General features: G+C 44.8%; 19 protein-coding genes and 1 tRNA gene. 13 read left to right on the top strand and 7 right to left on the bottom strand.

Features of this window, described 5'->3' with window-relative positions:
- Positions 1-11 precede the first annotated feature (11 nt).
- The 3 genes from DCK90_RS13220 to DCK90_RS13210 form a co-directional block, all read right to left on the bottom strand.
- A complete protein-coding gene (locus DCK90_RS13220; protein ID WP_108246764.1) occupies positions 12-1211 on the bottom strand; it encodes an efflux RND transporter periplasmic adaptor subunit in 1200 nt (399 codons plus the stop codon).
- Positions 1212-1215: 4 nt separating this feature from the next.
- Entirely contained in the window at positions 1216-5589 is a 4374-nt protein-coding gene (locus DCK90_RS13215) for a CusA/CzcA family heavy metal efflux RND transporter (RefSeq protein ID WP_108246678.1), read from the bottom strand.
- Between the two features lie 123 nt (positions 5590-5712).
- The gene (locus tag DCK90_RS13210; RefSeq protein ID WP_108246677.1) at positions 5713-6021 is read right to left on the bottom strand and encodes a DUF6660 family protein; all 309 of its coding nucleotides are present in this window, start codon (positions 6019-6021) and stop codon (positions 5713-5715) included.
- 23 nt (positions 6022-6044) lie between these two features.
- Between DCK90_RS13210 and DCK90_RS13205 the strand changes: the two genes are divergently transcribed.
- The 11 genes from DCK90_RS13205 (at position 6045) to DCK90_RS13155 (ending at position 12624) form a co-directional block, all read left to right on the top strand.
- The gene (locus tag DCK90_RS13205) at positions 6045-6398 is read left to right on the top strand and encodes a hypothetical protein (protein ID WP_159075834.1); all 354 of its coding nucleotides are present in this window, start codon (positions 6045-6047) and stop codon (positions 6396-6398) included.
- A gap of 246 nt (positions 6399-6644) precedes the next feature.
- Positions 6645-7016 carry an ArsR/SmtB family transcription factor gene (locus DCK90_RS13200; protein ID WP_108246675.1) on the top strand — a complete coding sequence of 124 codons (372 nt, stop codon included), beginning with the start codon at positions 6645-6647 and terminating at the stop codon, positions 7014-7016.
- A 1-nt stretch (position 7017) separates the two neighbouring features.
- A complete protein-coding gene (gene merTP / locus DCK90_RS13195) occupies positions 7018-7620 on the top strand; it encodes a mercuric transport protein MerTP (RefSeq protein WP_072882310.1) in 603 nt (200 codons plus the stop codon).
- A 1-nt stretch (position 7621) separates the two neighbouring features.
- Positions 7622-7828, top strand: a complete 207-nt coding sequence (locus DCK90_RS17120; protein ID WP_072882309.1) for a GDCCVxC domain-containing (seleno)protein — start codon at positions 7622-7624, stop codon at positions 7826-7828.
- A gap of 59 nt (positions 7829-7887) precedes the next feature.
- Positions 7888-8250, top strand: a complete 363-nt coding sequence (locus DCK90_RS13185; RefSeq protein WP_108246674.1) for a metal-sensing transcriptional repressor — start codon at positions 7888-7890, stop codon at positions 8248-8250.
- Positions 8251-8409: 159 nt separating this feature from the next.
- A complete protein-coding gene (locus DCK90_RS13180; RefSeq protein ID WP_108246673.1) occupies positions 8410-8679 on the top strand; it encodes a thioredoxin family protein in 270 nt (89 codons plus the stop codon).
- Positions 8680-8696: 17 nt separating this feature from the next.
- Positions 8697-9554, top strand: a complete 858-nt coding sequence (locus DCK90_RS13175) for a hypothetical protein (RefSeq protein ID WP_108246672.1) — start codon at positions 8697-8699, stop codon at positions 9552-9554.
- Between the two features lie 28 nt (positions 9555-9582).
- A complete protein-coding gene (locus DCK90_RS13170) occupies positions 9583-10068 on the top strand; it encodes a heavy-metal-associated domain-containing protein (RefSeq protein ID WP_108246671.1) in 486 nt (161 codons plus the stop codon).
- A 5-nt stretch (positions 10069-10073) separates the two neighbouring features.
- Positions 10074-10415 carry a hypothetical protein gene (locus tag DCK90_RS13165; protein WP_159075833.1) on the top strand — a complete coding sequence of 114 codons (342 nt, stop codon included), beginning with the start codon at positions 10074-10076 and terminating at the stop codon, positions 10413-10415.
- Entirely contained in the window at positions 10405-11226 is an 822-nt protein-coding gene (locus tag DCK90_RS13160; protein ID WP_108246763.1) for an NHL repeat-containing protein, read from the top strand. Before DCK90_RS13165 ends, DCK90_RS13160 begins: the two co-directional genes overlap by 11 nt.
- Before the next feature lie 444 nt (positions 11227-11670).
- The gene (locus tag DCK90_RS13155) at positions 11671-12624 is read left to right on the top strand and encodes a DUF4382 domain-containing protein (protein WP_072882303.1); all 954 of its coding nucleotides are present in this window, start codon (positions 11671-11673) and stop codon (positions 12622-12624) included.
- A gap of 61 nt (positions 12625-12685) precedes the next feature.
- Here DCK90_RS13155 and DCK90_RS13150 read toward each other — a convergent pair whose 3' ends face one another.
- Both DCK90_RS13150 and DCK90_RS13135 read right to left on the bottom strand, forming a co-directional pair.
- A complete protein-coding gene (locus DCK90_RS13150; RefSeq protein WP_234414757.1) occupies positions 12686-13492 on the bottom strand; it encodes a membrane metalloprotease in 807 nt (268 codons plus the stop codon).
- A 558-nt stretch (positions 13493-14050) separates the two neighbouring features.
- Positions 14051-15847 carry a ParB/RepB/Spo0J family partition protein gene (locus DCK90_RS13135; protein ID WP_108246669.1) on the bottom strand — a complete coding sequence of 599 codons (1797 nt, stop codon included), beginning with the start codon at positions 15845-15847 and terminating at the stop codon, positions 14051-14053.
- A gap of 600 nt (positions 15848-16447) precedes the next feature.
- Here DCK90_RS13135 and DCK90_RS13125 point away from each other — a divergent pair.
- Both DCK90_RS13125 and DCK90_RS13120 read left to right on the top strand, forming a co-directional pair.
- Positions 16448-17062, top strand: coding sequence for a DUF6088 family protein (locus DCK90_RS13125; protein WP_067036133.1), 615 nt, complete (start codon positions 16448-16450; stop codon positions 17060-17062).
- Positions 17059-18057, top strand: a complete 999-nt coding sequence (locus tag DCK90_RS13120; RefSeq protein ID WP_108246668.1) for a nucleotidyl transferase AbiEii/AbiGii toxin family protein — start codon at positions 17059-17061, stop codon at positions 18055-18057. Before DCK90_RS13125 ends, DCK90_RS13120 begins: the two co-directional genes overlap by 4 nt.
- Before the next feature lie 237 nt (positions 18058-18294).
- Here DCK90_RS13120 and DCK90_RS13115 read toward each other — a convergent pair whose 3' ends face one another.
- Positions 18295-19569 carry a site-specific integrase gene (locus DCK90_RS13115; RefSeq protein ID WP_108246667.1) on the bottom strand — a complete coding sequence of 425 codons (1275 nt, stop codon included), beginning with the start codon at positions 19567-19569 and terminating at the stop codon, positions 18295-18297.
- 222 nt (positions 19570-19791) lie between these two features.
- Positions 19792-19865 (bottom strand) — tRNA-Pro (locus DCK90_RS13110).
- Positions 19866-19954 lie beyond the last annotated feature (89 nt).

Genomic DNA, 19954 nt, shown 5'->3' with positions numbered 1-19954 from the left:
TTGTAATTTTATTAATGGCTATGTCCCGCATCCCCTTTTTTCATTTGGGCCATTAAATAGTAGGCATTGTTGTATGCAAATGTAGTATTTGGCCCAACGGAATCTACAAAATCGATGGCGACCCAATCCCCGTCATTTGAGCCTGTGTTAATTTCGACAGGTTTGAAGCTCCAGTCATTGCCTTCACGCTCCGCTTTAAAAATATACTTCTTTCCCTCGTTCGAACTTATTGCACTTTCAGGCACCGCAACGGTCTCGGATTTTTGGATTTCAATCCGTCCTTCAACATACATCCCTGGAATCAGCTGCCCTTCCTTGTTCTCGATTTCAGCATGGACGTGTATCGCTTTGGGATTTTGCTCGAAAGTTTTCCCTACGGAATAAATTTTCGCAGTAAGTTCCTTTCCGGGAATGGATTGTACATTGAAGGATACTTGCTGCCCTACCTTTACTTTGTACACATCCTTTTCAAACACCATTAAATCGGCATGGACGTGATGGGTGTCAACGATTTCAAATAGGTCGGTCTGCGGTTCTACATACTGCCCGGTCTTCACCGCTACGTTTTGGACAAATCCATCAATGGGACTTTGCAATGCCACCCGTTGGTAAATCGTACCGTTTCTCACCCCGGACGCACCAATGTTCAATTGTTGCAACTGTGCTTCCAATCCCTTTGCCAGGCTTTGGGATGCCCGGTATTCCGCTTCGGCCTTTTGAAAGTTGGCCCCGCTGCCCACCCCGGCATCATACAGGGTTTTTTGTCTTTCAAATTCCTTTTGCAGAAACTGGCTGTTACTGTAGGCGTTCAGGTAATCGGTCTGTTTCTGGATGATATTGGGGTGGGACAAATAGGCGACCGTTTGTCCCTTTTTTACTTTGTCGCCTTCAATGACCTCTATGGACACCACATTGGCACCCACGACCGTCGTAATGGTCGCTTCATTCTGAGGTGGGACCTCCAGTTGGCCATTGGCTTCCACATACTGCTTCATAACACGTTGGGCGACGGTATCGATTCTCATGTTAAGATTCCGGCACTGCGCCTCCGTAAGCATGGCTTCTTTGGCTTCACTTTCTTTGTGCATTTCGCCCATTTCAGGTTTTTTTTGCTTTGCTTCCTCAGTATCGGCTTTGGAATTCCCACAGGAAGCAAGTACCAAGAGCATCGTCACAAGCCCAATAACGTTATATTTAAAAAGATTGTTCATTTGTCTATTGTTTAAAATATTGTAATTCAAATACTGATTCTAGATAGTTGTCAAGAGCGTCAAGTGCATCGATTTCCGTGTTTATGGCATCCCGAATAATCTGTGTGAACGCTGCATAGTCCACCGCACCCTCCTCGTAGGCCAACAACGCTCCCCTGCGCTGCTCTTGGGCAAGCGGCAAGGCCTTGTCCCTATAAAATTGCCACGATGCGCTCCATTTCTGATAGGCTTCCACCGCCTGCCGATATTCGGATTGCAGCTGGCGTTTGGTATAATCCGCATTGGTCTTTGCGATTTCACTTTCAATTTTGGCGGCCTTGGCTTGACTACGCTGTCCACCTGAAAACAAAGGAACCGAAATGCCGGCTTGATAAGTGTAGAACCCGCTATTGCCATTGACCTGTTGCAGTCCGCCCTGAAGGTTGAACTTAGGTAGCAGGTCAGCCCGTGCCGCATCATATGTCGCCTCGGCCTCCTCGATGCGCCTTTGTGAAAGTTCCAGCTCTGGGTGTTTTCCCAAATCCCCGTCCCATCCCAAAACCGTTACCGCACTTTCATCAAGCTTTTCTGGAACGGAATAGTAGATGTCCGAAACCAACCAAAGATTGAGCTTTTGCAGGGCAATGGCATAATCACTTTCGGCCTGTTGCAGTTGATTGTTGATTTGTAAGGCCTGATTTGTGGCCGATGAATATTCCAGCCGGGAAATGGCTTCTACCTTGAAGTTGAGTTCTATTGCTTTTTTAAACTGTGAATAAATGGAATCCAGTTCACGGTACAGTTCAAATTTCTGTCGTTGTCGATAGGCTTCTGACCACGCCTTTTTGACCTCCTGTTCCACTTGCAGTTCGGAAAGGTCAAGAGCTGTCTCGGCCAAAGCGATGCGTTGTCTCTGCAAACGCCTTTTTGCACTGATGCCCAACAGGTCGATATTCTGTTGTCCAACCCCAACCAAGGTATAAATTCCTTGTCCGTCCGCAATTTCTTCGCCACCTGTGAAGACTTGGGTATTGCCAAGGTCGTAAGCCATACCTTTTAAGGCGGTTTGTTTTTGGACCTCCCATTGTTTCGCTTTCAACAGCGGGTAGTTTTTCCTGGAAACTTCCACCGCCTCTTCCAATGAAATAGCGGGCAGTGAATCTTTAGGCTGGATCTGCCGTGCATTTTCAAAACCTTCTTGCGCATGCATTTTGGCAGGCAGTGCGGTGGCGAACAAAAGAAGGACCATGACCACAGGGGTAACCCATTTCGGGTCGGGTTTACTCATCCGTTCCGAACGTCCCTCGACCCATTGGTAAAAGATGGGTAGGATAAAGAGGGTCAAGAGGGTCGAAGTTATCAAGCCACCAATGACCACGGTGGCCAAAGGTCGCTGTACCTCTGCCCCGGCCGAAGCCGAAACGGCCATGGGAAGAAACCCTAAAATATCCGTAAAGGCCGTGAGCATAATGGGACGAATCCGTCTTTTGGTGCCTTCTATAATTCTACCTTTAAGATTGGTCACGCCTTCTTCCTTCAGTTCATTGAGACCACTTATCATGACGAGTCCGTTCAGAACGGCCACGCCAAAAAGCACGATAAAGCCGACCCCCGCGGAAATACTAAAGGGCATATCCCTTAACCACAGGGCAAACACACCGCCAATGGTGGCCATCGGGATGGCGAGGTAGATCATCAAGGTCTGTGGAAAGGACTTTAGCGCAAAATAAATCAATATGAAAATCAGGAACAAGGCAATAGGGACCACAGTTTGCAATCTATTGCTGGCGCGTTCCAGATTTTCGAAAGCACCACCATACCGAATGTAATATCCTGTGGGCAGGTCAAACTGGGCATCCAATTTTTCTTGGATATCCTCTACAACGGATTTTACATCACGGTCGCGAATATTGATGCCCACATAGGTCCGCCTATTGGTATTGTCACGGCTTATCTGCATCGGGCCGGGTTCATAACTTACCTCGGCAATTTCCCGTAATGGGATTTGCGAACCATTGGGCAGGTTGATGAACAGGTTCTGGATGTCCTCGATGCCTTGCCGGTTTTCCTTTTGAAGTCTTACGACCAGGTCAAACCGTTTTTCACCCTCGAAGATTACGCCCGCCTTTCCTCCTGCAAAGGCGGCCTGTACCACTTTATTGAGCTGTTCGATCTTTAGACCGTACTGTGCCAATTTATTGCGATTATAGTCAATGGTGATTTGTGGCAGGCCGTCCGTGGCCTCAACTTTCATATCTGCCACACCGGGAACGGTGGCAATGATTTCCCCCATTTCCTCGGCCTTGCTTGCCAATATGCCGAGGTCTTCCCCGAACAATTTAATGGCCACATCCTCACGAACACCCGTAAGCAATTCGTTGAAGCGCATTTCTATAGGTTGGGTAAACTCAAAATTCACACCGGGAACGATACTGATGGCCTCCTTCATTTTTTCCACCAATTCATCCTTGCTTTCTGCAGATGTCCATTCATCCGTTGGTTTGAGGATAACGAAGATATCGGCGATATCCATGGGCATCGGGTCCGTTGGTACATCGGCGACACCGATACGGCTGAGAACGGTTTCCGCTTCGGGAAATTCGGCCTTCACGATACGTTCAATCTTTGTCGTGGTTTCGATGGTTTCCGACAGGGAACTGCCGGGTTTCAAGATCGCGTGAAAGGCAATATCACCTTCGTCCAATTGCGGGATAAACTCACCACCCATTCTCGTAAAGGCGAAAATGGCAATGGCAAAAAGGCCAAGGGCAATGCTTACGACCATTTTGGCCTTGGAAAGTGATTTGGTCAACAACGGTTCATATTTCTGCTCAATCCAATGCACGAACCTATCGCCATAGGATTGTTTTTTGGATTTTGGCGGCCGTAGGAACAATGCCGAAACCATGGGCACATAGGTAAGACACAATAGCATGGCCCCGATCATGGCGAAAATGAAGGTGAGGGCCATGGGCCGGAACATTTTCCCTTCGACGCCCTCCAAGGCCAAAATGGGCAGGAACACGATCAGAATGATCAGCTGGCCAAAGAAAGCGGCGTTCATCATTTTTTTGGAGGCCTTAGCGGCGATGTCATCCCGTGTTTCTGCACTAACGCCATTCTTTTTGACCACATAGGAGTACATTAAAAAAACGGTGCCCTCTACGATGATCACCGCACCATCCACAATGATTCCAAAATCGATTGCCCCCAAGCTCATCAAGTTTGCCCATACGTCAAAAACATTCATCAGAATAAAGGCAAACAATAGGGATAAGGGTATGGTCGAAGCCACAATGAGTCCGCCACGCGAATTTCCCAACAACAAGACCAACACGAAGATCACGATAAGCCCACCTTCCAAAAGGTTCCCCGTTACCGTGCCTGTTGTCTCGGCGATCAATTCGCTACGGTCAAGGAAAGGTTTGATGGACACTCCTTCAGGAAGGGACCGTTGTATCTGTTCCACACGTCGGGTCACGTTCTCGATCACCTCGTTGGAATTTGCCCCTTTGAGCATCAAGATCATTCCGCCCACGGCTTCGCCCTTTCCATCTTTGGTAAGTGCACCGTAGCGTACCGCACTTCCCATGCTTACCTTACCTATATCCTTCACTTTGATGGGAATGCCATTAACGGCCTTGACCACCATGTTTTCAATATCCGATATGGTCCTGGCCAGCCCCTCACCACGAATGAAGTTGGCTTGGTGGTTACGCTCGATGTAGGCCCCACCTGTATTCTGGTTGTTGTTCTCTAGGGCCGAGAACACTTCTGTAATGGTTATACCAATGGCGCGAAGTTCGTCCGGGTCAACCGCCACTTCGTATTGCTTTTTGTTTCCGCCAAAGGCGTTTACCTCGACCACGCCGGGTACCATGGCCATCTGTCTCCGTACAATCCAGTCCTGCATCGTTCGCAGTTCCGTTGCCGAATATTCACCTTGATGTTCATCATCTACTTCAAGGGTATATTGGTAGATTTCGCCCAATCCCGTTGAAATTGGCCCCATAACGGGTTTGCCAAAGCCAGAAGGGATCTGTTCCTGAACCTCGGGCAGTTTTTCGGCTACAAGTTGTCTGGGCAAATAAGTGCCCACCTCATCGTCAAATACAATGGTCACCACAGAAAGCCCAAAACGGGAAACAGAGCGGATTTCCTTGACATTGGGCAGGTTGCTCATCGCAACTTCCACGGGATAGGTTACAAATTGTTCTATATCCTCCGTTCCCAGGTTGGGTGATTGGGTAATGACCTGTACTTGATTATTGGTGATATCCGGTACGGCATCGATGGGAACTTGGGTCATGCTATAAACGCCCGCACCAATCAATGCGAGGGTCAGCAGACCTATAATAAATTTGTTATTGATTGAAAAATCAATGATTCTGTTGATCATATAAAATGTGTTTTAATTCAGTTGAACCAATGCAATAGGGTTGCAAGTATGAGGGAACAGGTCTTTGAAAAGTTCAAAGTCCATAAACCTCATAATCGGATAGAGCTATCCTGTAAAACTGAATTAAACCTGTGGAGGTTGAAATAGTGGGTCGGTAAATTCCTTGCCCAATCCTTCAAAATGGGTGAAATCATCTTCAAGGTAAGTCTCTTGAAGCGGCTGGAATCGAGCTATACCAAAATCCACCGTGTGCACATGGCAGCAATGGCAGTGGCAAAATGGTGAGCATAGTTCACAATTCTCGCTGTGTTCACCATCAAATTGAACCAGATAAACACCTTGGGAGTCTTCTGTTACGTTACCCGCATCACTGCAAGGAACCACATTGAGTGCCAACATGTAGATGGATAATATGACGGTAAAAAATTTCACTTTGCAAAGATAACAGAACTTTGGTGCAACTGCATTGCAAAATCCGGAAAGGACCTATTGAAGATTTAGTGTATGGAAACAAGAGCATTCCATTTCAAATTTCAAGGGATGATCAAATGGGGCAATCCGGACCATCCAAAATTCAAGACAGGAAATTTCCAATCCATACCGACCCCCAAAAGGCTATGGCTTTACCAGAGTACGTCCCAATCCCAATTCGTCTGGAAAAAATCAAAGTATCCAAGAACGCTCATGATAACCGAAAAAATAAATCACTGCTGGAACAAGCCTCTACAACTGCCATGCAACACGAAACAAAGTACAGTTGGCCAATGGAACAAGCAAACGTTCCTTGTAATGGACAGGTGTCCAACTGACCGTAATAAACGGTCTTAATCATAGTACAAAATGGTGGCCTAAAAGATTCAATTTATGTAGCGGGCAGTACTAAAGGCCACATCGGATGTATAAAAGTCCTATTCAAAAGGGGCAAATTGACCTGTAATGGGATGCTTCCTTGAAGGATAAGCCAGTCGTTCCATAAACCGGTCATAAAAAAACACAATTTATTTAAGCATTTGCTTATATAATGATATAACCTTATCTTTAATAAAATTTTTATCATGGCCCTTGAATTAAGTTGCACCCGCGCCGAGGCGGACCAAAAGCAGTTGACGCGCTGTCGCGAGACACTACGGATGAGTTCGAATTCAATCAACACTATTGGTAAGGTACTGGCCCTAGCAGGAAATGAGACCAGATTGAAGATTCTTTTCCTGCTGAACAAGGAAGGTGAGCTCTGCCCTTGTGATTTTTCAGATATACTGGAAATGACCGTACCCGCAATTTCGCAGCATATCCGTAAGATGAAGGATGCTGGTCTAATTACCTCCAGACGGGAAGGTCAAACCTTGTATTACTCACTGGTAAAAGGCCAAAGCGAGGTGTTGGAAGGCATCTTCAGCAGGCTTCAGGAAAACAAAAAAGTTGCATAGAATGAACATAGAAAGATCATCATATTCAGCAATGTTCACTGGAGTTTTTACAGCGATCACAGCCTCATTATGCTGCATCACACCTGTGCTTGCATTGATTGCGGGCACCAGCGGAATGGCATCTACCTTTGCATGGCTGGAAGCTTTCAGACCATTTTTTATAGGCCTGACCGTATTGGTACTTGGATTTGCCTGGTACCAGAAGCTAAAGTCAAAATCGCAGCAAGAAATTGATTGTGCCTGTGAAAATGATGTAAAACCTTCCTTTCTACAATCAAAAAGGTTCCTGCTATTTGTTACCCTCTTTGCGGGACTGATGCTGGCATTTCCATATTTCTCAGGGCTTTTTTATGCCCAACCGACCAAGGAAATCATATATGTGCAGCAGGACAACATGGTAGATATAACCTTTACAGTGGAAGGAATGACCTGTTCCGGCTGCGAAAACCACATTGAGAGCGAGGTCAACAAATTGGACGGTATCGTTTCAGTAAAAGCAAGCTATGAAAAAAGCAATACTACAGTTAAATATGACCGTACCAAAGTTACGGAGCAACGAATCATAAAGGCCATCAACAATACGGGCTATAACGTTTCCGAATAATATGGATACAAAAATATTATCTACCATTACCTGTCCCAAATGTGGGTACCAAGAAGAGGAAGAAATGCCAACCGATGCTTGCCAGTACTTTTATGAATGTAAAAACTGTCACGAAGTAATTCGACCTAAAGAAGGCGATTGCTGTGTTTTTTGTTCCTATGGCTCTGTCGCCTGTCCACCCATACAGAATAAATCTTCCTGTTGTTGACGAGAATAGTGGTAGACCACCCTTTTCACAACCATATATTGCAGATAAAATATAAATTTATGATACCAAAAGATTTAAGCCAGGACATCAAAACGAGACTTCAAAGCATCAATGGACAGGTAAACGGTTTGGTCAGGTTATTGGACGAAAGTTCCGACCCCGAGAAGATTTTGGTACAGTTCAAAGCAGTGAAGAACGCCTTGGACAAGGCACATCACCTGCTCCTCGATGAGACCTATCGAAAGACCCTCGCCATCAAGATATCCGAGACTGTCGAGGCCTGTCCAAGAAATTGCGGCAATGAAGAACGTATCGAATTTATACGAAAGCAATTTCCAGATTTGGAATTGGACAGCCTAACGGAAAAGATGAAGGAGATAGATGCGCTCAAGGCCAAACTCGAAAACCACAAAAATGCCTGACCTCCCCATAATCAGAACCGATTTGATGGCCTGCACGATGCGGGCTTTTTTTTTTGAAATTTTATTTGGAGACCACCCTACCCACCATTCTACCTTTGATGCATTGTTTGAATTCCATGTCGCGTACAGGAAATTTTAAACTATTTAAAAAACAGAAACATGAAACGTCAAGTAGAAGTATTTACGGCCAATTGTCCGGTCTGTGACCCAGTGGTCAAAATGATAAAGGAACTGGCCTGCGATACATGTGAGGTAATGACCTATGATCTGATCAGGCAATGTGAGGACAAGACCTGTCTTGATAAGTTGGATGAATACGGCATCAAGAAAGTGCCTGCTGTGGTCGTGAACGGTGAGCTCTTGGAATGCTGTAAGGATTCGGCCATTACCGAAATGAAATTGGTGGAAGCAGGAATTGGGCAGTCATAATTGAAAAGTGTTTGCATATGATTTGCAGAATATTCCTGGACATTCGCTATGTCAAATTGATATTGCTATTGGCCATATCAGGATCGGTGATGGCCCAGGGCCACGGCCCCCTCTATGGGCTACAGACACCGACCCTTGCCAAAGGCGGGGTGGATTTGAACGTGGCCGGCATGAGCCTAGGCACAGAAACCGAAACCTCCTATATGTTGCGCTACCTATTTTCCTATGGCATTACAGAAGATCTACAGGTAAACCTTACCACGCCCACACTGATAGAACGGTTGGGTGAGACGCCAAGGACACGGGGCAATAGCAATATGCCCGCCAATGGGGATATCGAGGCTTCCCTTTGGTACCGTTTTTTCTCGAACGCCTTTGGTGTGGGAAAGCGGTTTGAGTCCACTGCCATCGTGGGTGTTTCCGCTCCTACCGATAATGTCAGGGGACAGGTCAATGTCGGCAACGCTATACATGCGGCCATTTCCACGGGCTATGCCTCACGCACTTGGTATGCATGGATCGGTGGCGGTTACCAATATTATTTTGAAAGAGATGACGAACGATTGGGCGACCTGCCCTATGCGAGTGCCGTTGTGGGGTACCGGCCCAATATCTTTATGGGGGATTACCCAAAACCCGATTGGCGCATCTTTATCGAATCATTGGCCGAATTCCCTGGAGGCAATAAAATTGATGGACAACTGGATTTTAGCGATACGCGCAGTACAAAGGTTTTGGTGGGACCTTCTTTCCTAGGACTTTACGGTGCTTGGGGCATATCCTTTGGTGCGATGGTTCCAGTAGTACAGGATTTGACACCCGGTTCGGTAAAAGAAAGGTATCGGATTGCCGTAAATTTAAGTTATTGGTTGTAAACACAGTATAAATTAAAAAGCACATATAATGAAAAACATCAAAATGATGGCCCTGATCGGTATTCTTGGAATAGGCACGATAAGCGGCCAAATCGCCAGGGTTGACCAAGAAGTCTATGGAATGGACTGCGCGCCCTGTGCCTATGGATTGGAACGCGGGTTGAAAAAGATGGACGGGCTTCAGGAGGTTCGCGTCAGCCTGAACGATGGAAAAGCGTATTTGGGATTGGCCGAAAAAAATGACCTTACCTTACGTAGCATTCAGGAAGAGGTCAAAAAGAACGGTTTTTCGGCAAAGAAAGCCGAAGTGGTACTCATGGGGAACGCAACGAAAGAGGATGGCCAATGGTACATCGAGACCGATAACGAACGGTTTGCGGTATCGCAGGATACATCTATCGAATTGGTTCAAAAATTGGCGGTGGGCAGGACAACGCTAAGTGGCATGGTACAGGATGAAGATGATGATAATCTCTCGGACCAATGGGAGATCATACTGTCCAAAATAGAATAGGCCTTATGAAAGTAATTCTCAAAATGGTATTGGGCACCAGCTTGGTAGCGGCCCTTCTTCCGATAATGTGCTGTTTGGCCCCGACCTTGTTGTCGGTCGTGGCGGGACTGGGTTTCTTGGGCGGGAATTTTGAATGGGTGCATCCCGTGCAGCCCTATCTGACCACTATTTCGGCAGGAACGCTTGGGTTCGCCCATTTTAAAAACATCAAAAATGAAAGGAAATGTGGGAATGCGGGTCCTTGTCAAAACCATGGACAAAAGCACCTCATTAATTCGTGGACGCTTTGGACCGTTACATTTCTGGTTTTAATACTTACGATAGTAAACTATGGATATGAATATTAGACCCGCACATATTATTCAGGTTGTTTTTTTACTGTCCCTTATGTCAAGTTGTGAGCAGCCCGAGAAACAATGGCAGTTCGAACGGAAGATCATGCTGCCCGAGGAAGCCCGACCCTTGGCTTTGGCCAAAGATGGTGATGCGATATGGTTTTCCGACCCTGATTATTTTAGGCTTTACAAGATCGACCGGGACGGAGAGCTGTTGGATTCGATTACTGGTATCCAGCGACCAATGAACATCCATACTGACAATGGCACCCTGTTTATTCCCGAATTTTTGACGGACACCATCTGGCAATATAGAGATGACAAAAGATGGCCTTTGAAACTATCCAAAAGACCACAGGCCCCAGCAGGGGTTTCCATTTACGGAGATACAGTTCTTGTAGCCGATTTTTATAACCACCGAATCATCGTACAGACACCGAATGAATGCTTCACTATTGGCAGGCAGGGGCACAAAGATGGGGAGCTGTACTATCCGATAGACGTAAAGATGAAGGATAACAGGATATATGTGGCCGATGCCTACAACAGCAGAATACAGGTCTTCGGGTTCGATGGAACACACCTAAAAACCATTGGTGGAAATGAAAGAATGAACGTCGCTTCCGGTATTGCAATGGGGGAAAGGGAGTTGGCAATTACCGACCAAGAAAATGGCCGGGTGTTGATTTACAGCTTTGATGGATCATTGCGGCAAGTCTTGACCGAAAGCATCAAGTATCCAACGGATGTGCAATTCGACGGGGAATACCTATACAGCACGAATTTTAAGGAGAACGCAATTTTAATCTGGTCCAGAAAATAGTGGGTGACATTGGACAATTCACTTGTTCCTTAAAAAGTTCGCTTTACAAAACGACCATCCTTTAAACTGAGCGGGAAACCGATTAAGCCATTACTGAAAACAAGATTCCCAGAATCATGTTTTTGTCCCAAATTTCAAGGTTCACATTCCCGCTTGTTGTTTGAACAATCCAATCGAAAAACGTAAATGATTGAACCTTCATTGATTTAAAATTTCAGAACCAATGTTCTACGTATACAGACCAGGATCCTTGACCTCTTTAATCAAAAAAATCCAATGTGTTTCTAAGTATGCCGTATCATCTGTGAGCCCTATCGTAGGGAGTCCGAACCATCATTCCATGTAGTCGGCATTGTATTGGGCCTGTTTGACCCAAGTAGGGTTTGACGTATGCCAATTGTTATATTACTGAAACAAATAATAAATCCTTAAATCTTAATTTTTATGAAGACCCTTTTGAAAAACTTGGGAATTATCTTTGGAACAATGCTTTTGATAGTATCCTGTAGTGACAACAATGAAAATGACAATGTAGAGAAGGAATCTTATCAAACAACCCTTAAAATGACCGATGCACCCATTGACAATGCGAACGTGGAAGCGGTGTTCATCACGGTCTCCGATGTAAAGGTGGACGGAAACTCCATTGAGGGGTTCTCCAAGACCACTTTTGACCTTTCGGCCTTGGTCAACGGCCAGACGAAGACCTTGGGCAATCTCCAAATGGAGGCAGGGACCTATTCCAACATTGAATTGGTCCTGGACTATGCCAATGACATGAACGGCAACAGTCCCGGATGTTATGTGGAAATGGCCGATGGGACCAAGGACAGGATAGAGGCCTCTTCCAATACTGTGGACATCACGGATTCCTTTGAGGTCTTTGCCACCAATACCAATGAGATCATCATCGATTTCGACCTGCGAAAGACCATAAAGGAAGAACAGGGGACCTTGGAATCGGACTTTGATTTCGTGACGCTTTCTGAGCTTTCCGCAGGTATTCGGACCGTAAACAAAGAAGCGACGGGAGAGATTTCGGGTACGGTCAACGATTCCCAAGATACTTCCGATAAAATTGTGGTGTATGCCTATGAAAAGGGCACATACAATGCCGAAGTGGAGACCCAGGGCCAGGGTGAGAGCAGTATCAGGTTCGCCAATGCCGTGACCAGTGCTGAAGTGGGCGGAATCAACAACTCCTATAGCCTTAACTTTTTGGCCGAAGGGGAGTATGAACTCATCTTTGCTTCCTATACCCAAGATGGTACTGAGTTTTATTTCAACTCACAATTGGAAGTGGAGTCCACCACAGGTCTCGACCTGGGGGCCATCAATATCACATCGGCCCTACAGTTGAGCGCCAATGTCACCGTGACCGGGACCGCTTCGCTATAGGCAATCCCATCGATTATAACAAGAAAAGCCCCAGAACGGGGCTTTTTTTATGGTCAAGGTTTTATTTGCCACCATTGGCCTGTAAATCTGCCAAACAGGCGGCATCCAATCCTGGAATGGTGCCGCCACTGATCATATTGATGAGCCCCTCACCGGTTTCCGCTGTCCAATACATCAGACAATCCTCAGTGGTACAATGCTTTCCGTGTGGCTCATCCTGATGCGTACTTTGCAATGGGGTACCGGCATTTACCAATCCCAATAGATGTCCAAACTCATGGTCAAGGACCGTGGTCTCCAGAACCGCAGTGCTCGGGGCCAAGGGTTGTCCGCTAAATTCCCGGATGGTATCCGCAAAGATGACAAAGGAGGTGTTCCTGTAGGCTACCCCCAATACGGAACCGTTTTCCGTGTTCTCGGAATATTCCCCATCAATAAAAAGGCCAAAAACCTTTAGGATACCCTCTTGGTTATAGGCTGTACGTATATCGTCCTCCAAGTTCCTGATATCCGTAATGGAATAAACGGCCTGCCCCGGGGATGAAATCTCTGTAAGCGCAATGGTAACCCCATCGGGTTTATGGAGCCGTTCCATCAAGAAGGACTCAAAATTGTCCAAGGTTGTTGCACTGGGCTTCAGGCCTTCCACATAGAATATTTCAAGGTGCAGTGCTGGAAAACGGGATCCATCCAACAGATCTGCGGCCGAATCCCCGACGGACTTACGGTTCTGTGAAACATCCATTGTGTCGTTCAATCCATTTCCATCATCCGCTTGTCCAGAGTCGGCACTGCAGCCAAGACCCAAAATACCAAGCAATCCCATTAAACAAATGGAACAAAATCTTTTTCTTACATGTAATTCCATATTTACCCAACGGCAGATAAAAAAGGATAGTATGCCCTTGTCCCGTTTATTTTTAAACCATATTCCCTCGACCTAACGTTTCGAAAGACCTTTTTGGACAATCGCCTGAGCACCACCTTGCGGTGGCAAAATATCGATCTTTTGCTTTTGGGCAGCAAAGAGTAGCTTTCACGACCTTTGGGGAAGGGGAATTTTTTACCACCATCAAATATATCATTGTGGTGGACATAATTATCCCAAGTCTATCCTATACCTTCAGTAACGCAAAGAACAAATCGCGGTTCATTGATAGTGAGTTTGGCAAAAAAGAATTTTAAAAGTAATACCCTAGATAAAAAACATGTTCCCCACTCTTTTTTTGGTGTCCATGCCCATAATGGAACCATAGGTTTAATTAAGGGAAGGGATAAAGGAAGCTATCCCATTACATTGGTCCATTCAGTAGAACCCTGGGAGCACAATAATCAGTTGGACATTATAGCTTACATAACGATGTAGATAAACAATGGATGTCCAAAAAAAAGAGACCTGGTGACAGGCCCCTTCCATCAATCTTTGTTAATCCTCAATTGCCTTGGCCTGCCGTTCCAGAACTATAATCCTTTCCTTGATCCGTGCTTCTCGCTTTTGCCGACTTTCGACATAGGTTTCTTCAATGGCCGAGATCTTGTCCTTGTAAAAGGATAGCATCGCCACATAGAAGGATTGGTTGGTCATGTCATTGGTATGGTTGCTTTCCCCAAGGTGTACCTGCCGGGTCAACAAAAACCGTATCAGTTTATAGAAGGTCTCTTTCTTGAAGTTTTGTTTGAACCGGGCCACCAGCTCCTCTCGGGACAATTTGGAATCCTCCCCAATGAACCCCTCAAAATGTTCCCTTTGACTATAATATCCAATGTTGTTCTCGAACAGTGAGATGGAGATGGCCACCATTTCATCCGTGGTCAAAGGTTTGTCCCTATTGATGTAATCCGTTTCCCGGATCATATCCACCACTTCCTTGAACTGGTGGTTGTTCTCGATCTGTTTTTTTCGAAGTTCCCGTGTATGAATCTTGATGATCTGTTCCTCTGGGGAACATTCAGCCATCTTCCGTTTCTCCAAGGACTTGGCACCTGAACTTCCATTATTGGTTTCTTCCCTGACCTTTACAAAAATGGACTGTGTCAAGTAGGTATCCGTTTCCAGTAGAATACCCTTTTCAAATCCATTTTCCACGGCCTTGTCCCATGCCTCCTTTTCCTCGGTGAAGGATTCCAAAGCTTCGTCAAGGAATTCAGCCAATTCTTCCTCGGTGTATTCATAGTGCCGGTGCTCTTCTTTAATGCTTTTCATGGTAGGCTCAACAGGCTCCTTTAAAATTTCGAATTCATTGGTCAAATGTACTTCTAGACCTTCTTTTTCCATTTGGGCCATGACCCACTGGTTGCGTTCCTCGTCCACCCAATATTTGTTGATGTTGGGCACCAGTTTCAATCCTTCCTTTTTTACTCTTTTCAAGAGCTGCATAAAGGTCTTGGTCTTTTTGTTCTCAAAACAGACGGTCCTAGTGCAGACCATCTTCCCATCACCGAACAGATTGCCCTGATTGGCTGCGTTAAAGGGACATACATTACATGCCCCTGCCTTGGGAACCAAGGTTTTGTCCGCTACATTAAAAGGAGCTTGGGTCAAATCATAGGTCCTGCTATCGACCATTCGTTTGACACGACGTTCTTGATACTCCCCTTCCAGACTATCGAGCATCATCCGTTGCTCTTCAGGTTCAAAAAGAGCCACTGCAATTGCCAGACCCAAAGTCATTTCCCCAGTACGGACAAAGCCCCTGAATCCTTCGATCAAACCTGCCAGTTTGATACGCTGTCGGACATAGTTCTCTGAACGGCCCAATCGTTTGGCAATCTCAACGGGTTCGTAACGGTCCAACAAAAATTGGATGGCCTCGGCCTCCTCAGTAGGTTCCACATCTTTTCGTTGCAGGTTTTCGATGATCTGGACTTCCAAAATTTCAGACCCCGCATATTCCCTTATCATGGCTGGAATAGTAGGCAATCCTGCCAATTTACTGGCTCGAAATCGCCTTTCACCCATGATGATGATATAGCCGTCATCAGATTTTCTCACAGTGATGGGCTGCAATACACCATGCTCGGCAATACTCTGTGCCAAATGATTGAGACTTTGTTCATCCAAGGTTTTTCTGGGTTGTGTCGGATCTGGCGAAACCAAACCGATTTCCAACATCTGGATCTGTGGAACAGAGTTCCGTTCCTTCTGCGGTGTGGGTCGCTCTGCTTTTGATGATTGGTCCGCATTCCTTTTGCTTGTCGCCCTTTGTTTTGTTTGTGTTTCCATGATTTTTTGGATTTTTGGTTAAACAATATTTGAGCGGAAACCAAGCGGAAGACAAAATTTTGGAGCGGCAAGGAAACGGAATAAACAGTGACCATCGGAACGGTTTTATGCCGTCCCTTGTCCGAGAAAATAGTGCGAGCTTAACTTTCGGGAATATTGGTAAGAAAATAAAAGTTATAAGGCAAAATTCAAGCGTTGGTACCTGATGTGATTTATAATGGTTTCAAAAGCGCTCCTTGGGAACCCAATGGTTGCCCTTACCATGCATATAGACAAGTTTAAGAATTTTGGCCCAAGAGCACACTGTTCATTAATTTGTTTATAACACACCGTCGACAAAGCCCCTACCCCATTGACTTTCTTCCTGGAAAAAACTAACTTCACTACATGGTAAACATCGGTGTTCACAATTCACTTGAAATATCAAAATAGCTCGTGAACACCGATGTTTACCATGTGGAAAATTTGCCTAGTGCTGTTGGTCTTGACCAACAGCACTAGGTTTACACCCTCCATCTTTTGTAATTTTCACTCTTGTCTCCCCAAAAATTTATTCGTCACATTTTTTTACTAAATTTGTGACGAAAAACAAGTGACAAAATGCCCATACCCACTGAAAAACTTATAAAAAATTCAATTTCGAACCATAAGCGTGGAAAAATTTTTTTCCCGAAAAACTTTTCCAAATTCGGTACATCTGAAGCGATAAGGCAAGCATTGAAAAGGTTAGAGGACAAAGGTTTTTTGATCCGATTGGCCCAAGGCATTTATCTATATCCCAAAGAACACAAGCTACTTGGGACGTTATATCCGTCTTTGGAAGAAATTGCCAAAGCAATCTCTAAAAGGGATAAGGCCAGAATTATTCCCACTGGGATTCAGGCACTCAACCAACTGGGGCTTTCCACACAGGTACCTTTGAATTTAGTTTACTTAACGGACGGAACTTCCCGTACCATATCCGTTGGGGAAAATACAATAAAGTTTAAAAAGGCTTCCCCTAAAATTCTAGCCGTCAAGAGTGAGACCAATATTCTTATCATGCAAGCCCTGCGCCAATTGGGCAAACACAATATAGATGACAAAACCTTGGAGAAAATAAATATGATACTCCAAAAGGTTGATAGAGAATCAATAGTTCATGATATGAAGCTAGCTCCTGTTTGGATTTCTGAAATTATGCAAAATTCACTATCAAAAAGGGAACCGACATGAAGGAATGGTTTGATTTATCCGAACAGGACAGAAGAGAAGTGATTGTTCAAACAAGTATTTTAAAAGGCCTTCCACAGGCGGCCATAGAAAAGGATTGGTGGGTGGTCGCTGTCCTTCGCACCCTATTCGAAACCAAATATTCAAACCATCTGGTTTTCAAAGGAGGTACATCCTTGAGCAAGGCATGGAGACTTATTGAGCGCTTTTCGGAGGACATAGATCTGGGAATGGATAAATCCTTTTTTGAATTTGAGGGAGATCTTTCCCGAAAACAGGTTAAAAGACTTAGAAAGGCATCATGCAAGTTTGTGAGCGAGATACTGCCTCAAGATTTAGAGGATAAGCTTCATGAAATGGGCATCAAGGATTTTACCATCCATGTCCGCGATTTTGAAGAATCAGATACTGATCCCTTGGCCATTGAAATCCGCTATAAGTCATTGGTCGACAAGGTTCCCTATTTAGAACCAAGAATACTGGTTGAAATAAGCTCCAGGTCACTTCGGGGACCCTTTGAAAATAGAGAGGTTATATCGTTTATTGGGGAAATGTACAGAGGCCTATCCTTTGCTGATAAAGCCGTTAATATACCCACAGTTTTGCCTCAACGTACATTTTTGGAAAAACTGTTCCTATTGCATGAGGAATTTCAGAAACCAAAAGAACGGGGACCAATAAGAGGTCATCGAATGACAAGGCATTTATATGATGTATCCAGAATGATGGATACAGGATTTGGGGAATCGGCAATAAAGGACAAAGCATTGTACGACAAAATTGTGGCACACCGAGAAGTATATGCACGAATATCTTGGATCGATTATTCAAAGCATGGTTATGAAACTTTGAATTTCATTCCACCTGAAGAAGTTATGGCAGAATGGGAAGAAGATTATGCAGAGATGAAAGAGAGCATGTTCTATGGTAAAACGGAAAGCTTTAAAGATTTAATCAACAAGCTGACCGGCTTGAGAGATAGGTTTAATTCAGCCTAGTTCATTTTGATTCCAATTGTTCTCAAATAGCCCAGAAACAGGACTCAAATGTTAAAGTAGCGTTGAAGTAGAGTCCCTTTCCGCGACAGCTGACTTTTGACCCCTTGAAACTAAGTGTCCTGTCTTATCTGTTGAAGTCGAACTGCATTCGATATTGCGCATAAAACAACCCGCTCATCAGCAAAAACTGCTTTCCTGAAAGGTATTCTAAATAGAAATAACAATACCCCTACAGCTCTACCGTACAATTCTCAAATTGGGAACCCCACTGTTATCTTGAATTTTATGGCTGCTCTCATCCAATATGTTTTTCAATTGGGCCATGTCCTTACTGATTTTCTTTTCCACCACCCTTGCATACTTTTGGGTCGTGGAAAGCTTGGTATGCCCCAAGAGCTTGGAAACGGTCTCTATGGGTACGTCGTTCATAAGGGTGATTGTTGTTGCAAAGGTATGTCTGGCCACATGGAACGTTAGGTGCTTATCAATATTTGCCCTTTGTGCAATGATCTTTAGGTATTGGTTCACCTTTTGATTTGAGTACACAGGAAGAACGGTATCTTCATTTTTGGGAAAATCCGCATACTTCTCCAAGATTTTCTTGGCTTTGGTCAATAGGGGGACCTTGACTTCGGTCTTGGTCTTTTGGCGCTTTACATCGATCCATAGTTCCCCATCGATGCCGGATACGATACCGTTGGGTTTGAGAAGTTTGATCTCAATGTAGCTGAGTCCAGTATAGCATGCAAAAAGGAAAATATCGCGGACCAGTTCCATTCCCTTTTCCTCGAATTTCAATTGGCCCAGTGCCAGGATTTCCTCCTCTTCCAGAAAAGCACTGTCATAATCCTCCATTTTCACTTTATAGAGGTTGAAGGGATTCTTGGGGATGCAATCAAATTTATAGGCCATGGTCACCAATTTCTTGAACCGTAGCATATGTTTCATGATGCCATTGTTGTTCAATGTTTGGAACGACTTGATGGGTTCGCAGTTCCGCAGGAAGTTTTCAAATTCAATCAAAAAGGCATAGTCAATGGAGGCCAACCCAATATCGGGCACCCGATATTTTTTGGCAATGAAACGTTTCAGGTAGGTCTCTGTAGAAGAATAGTTCTTGACTGTCCCTTTGGCCAGTTTGGGCAACTCATAGGTTCGGTTATACTCCAAAAGGTCCAATAGGGTGAGCATCACCTTGTCCTTCCCCAGATATCGAAGCTTGATGGATTGTGCCGTTATAAAGTTGCTCTCCGCACAGAGTTGTCGGTGGCATTCCAGCAATTTTGCCCGGACGTCGTCCAAATATTTGTTGACAACAACGGATTCACTGGCCCTATGGTCCATTTTTCCCAAAATAGGACACCATCGTTCTTCAAAAGTTGATCGATGGACACTGAGATCTGCATTTTTTCCTTTACATCTGATTCGGACATAAATTGGAAAACGTCCATCTTTTTTTCTTCCTGATTTTTTCAGCCAAAAACTGATACTGAAGGCGTTAGAGGTATTCATGTGTTCTCGCTTTAAGTTAAACTTTGGATTAAGCGAAAGTCAAATCACACGAAAAATCAATTACGGAAGTACAATTTAGGGAATTTTTCCCGACAAAAATAGGACACTCTATAGGACATCCTCATCGATGGTTTCAGATGGAAATAAAAAAAACCAGAAAAAATTAATTTTCTGGTTTTCAATTAATTAAGGTTTTACTTAGTGTCATAAAACCATGGTTCGTCGGGATGACTGGATTCGAACCAGCGACCACACGCACCCCATGCGTGTACGCTACCAGACTGCGCCACATCCCGAAAAGGGATTGCAAAAATATAAATTTTGGTGATACTACAACCGACTGCCACGAAAACTTTTTGGCACTACATTAGTCTCTGTTCAAATC

Origin of the sequence: Muricauda brasiliensis, from assembly GCF_003057865.1 — a bacterium.
GTDB lineage: Bacteria > Bacteroidota > Bacteroidia > Flavobacteriales > Flavobacteriaceae > Flagellimonas > Flagellimonas chongwuensis.
Note: the sequence above shows the minus strand (reverse complement) of the source record. Positions and strands in the feature narration are given on the sequence as shown.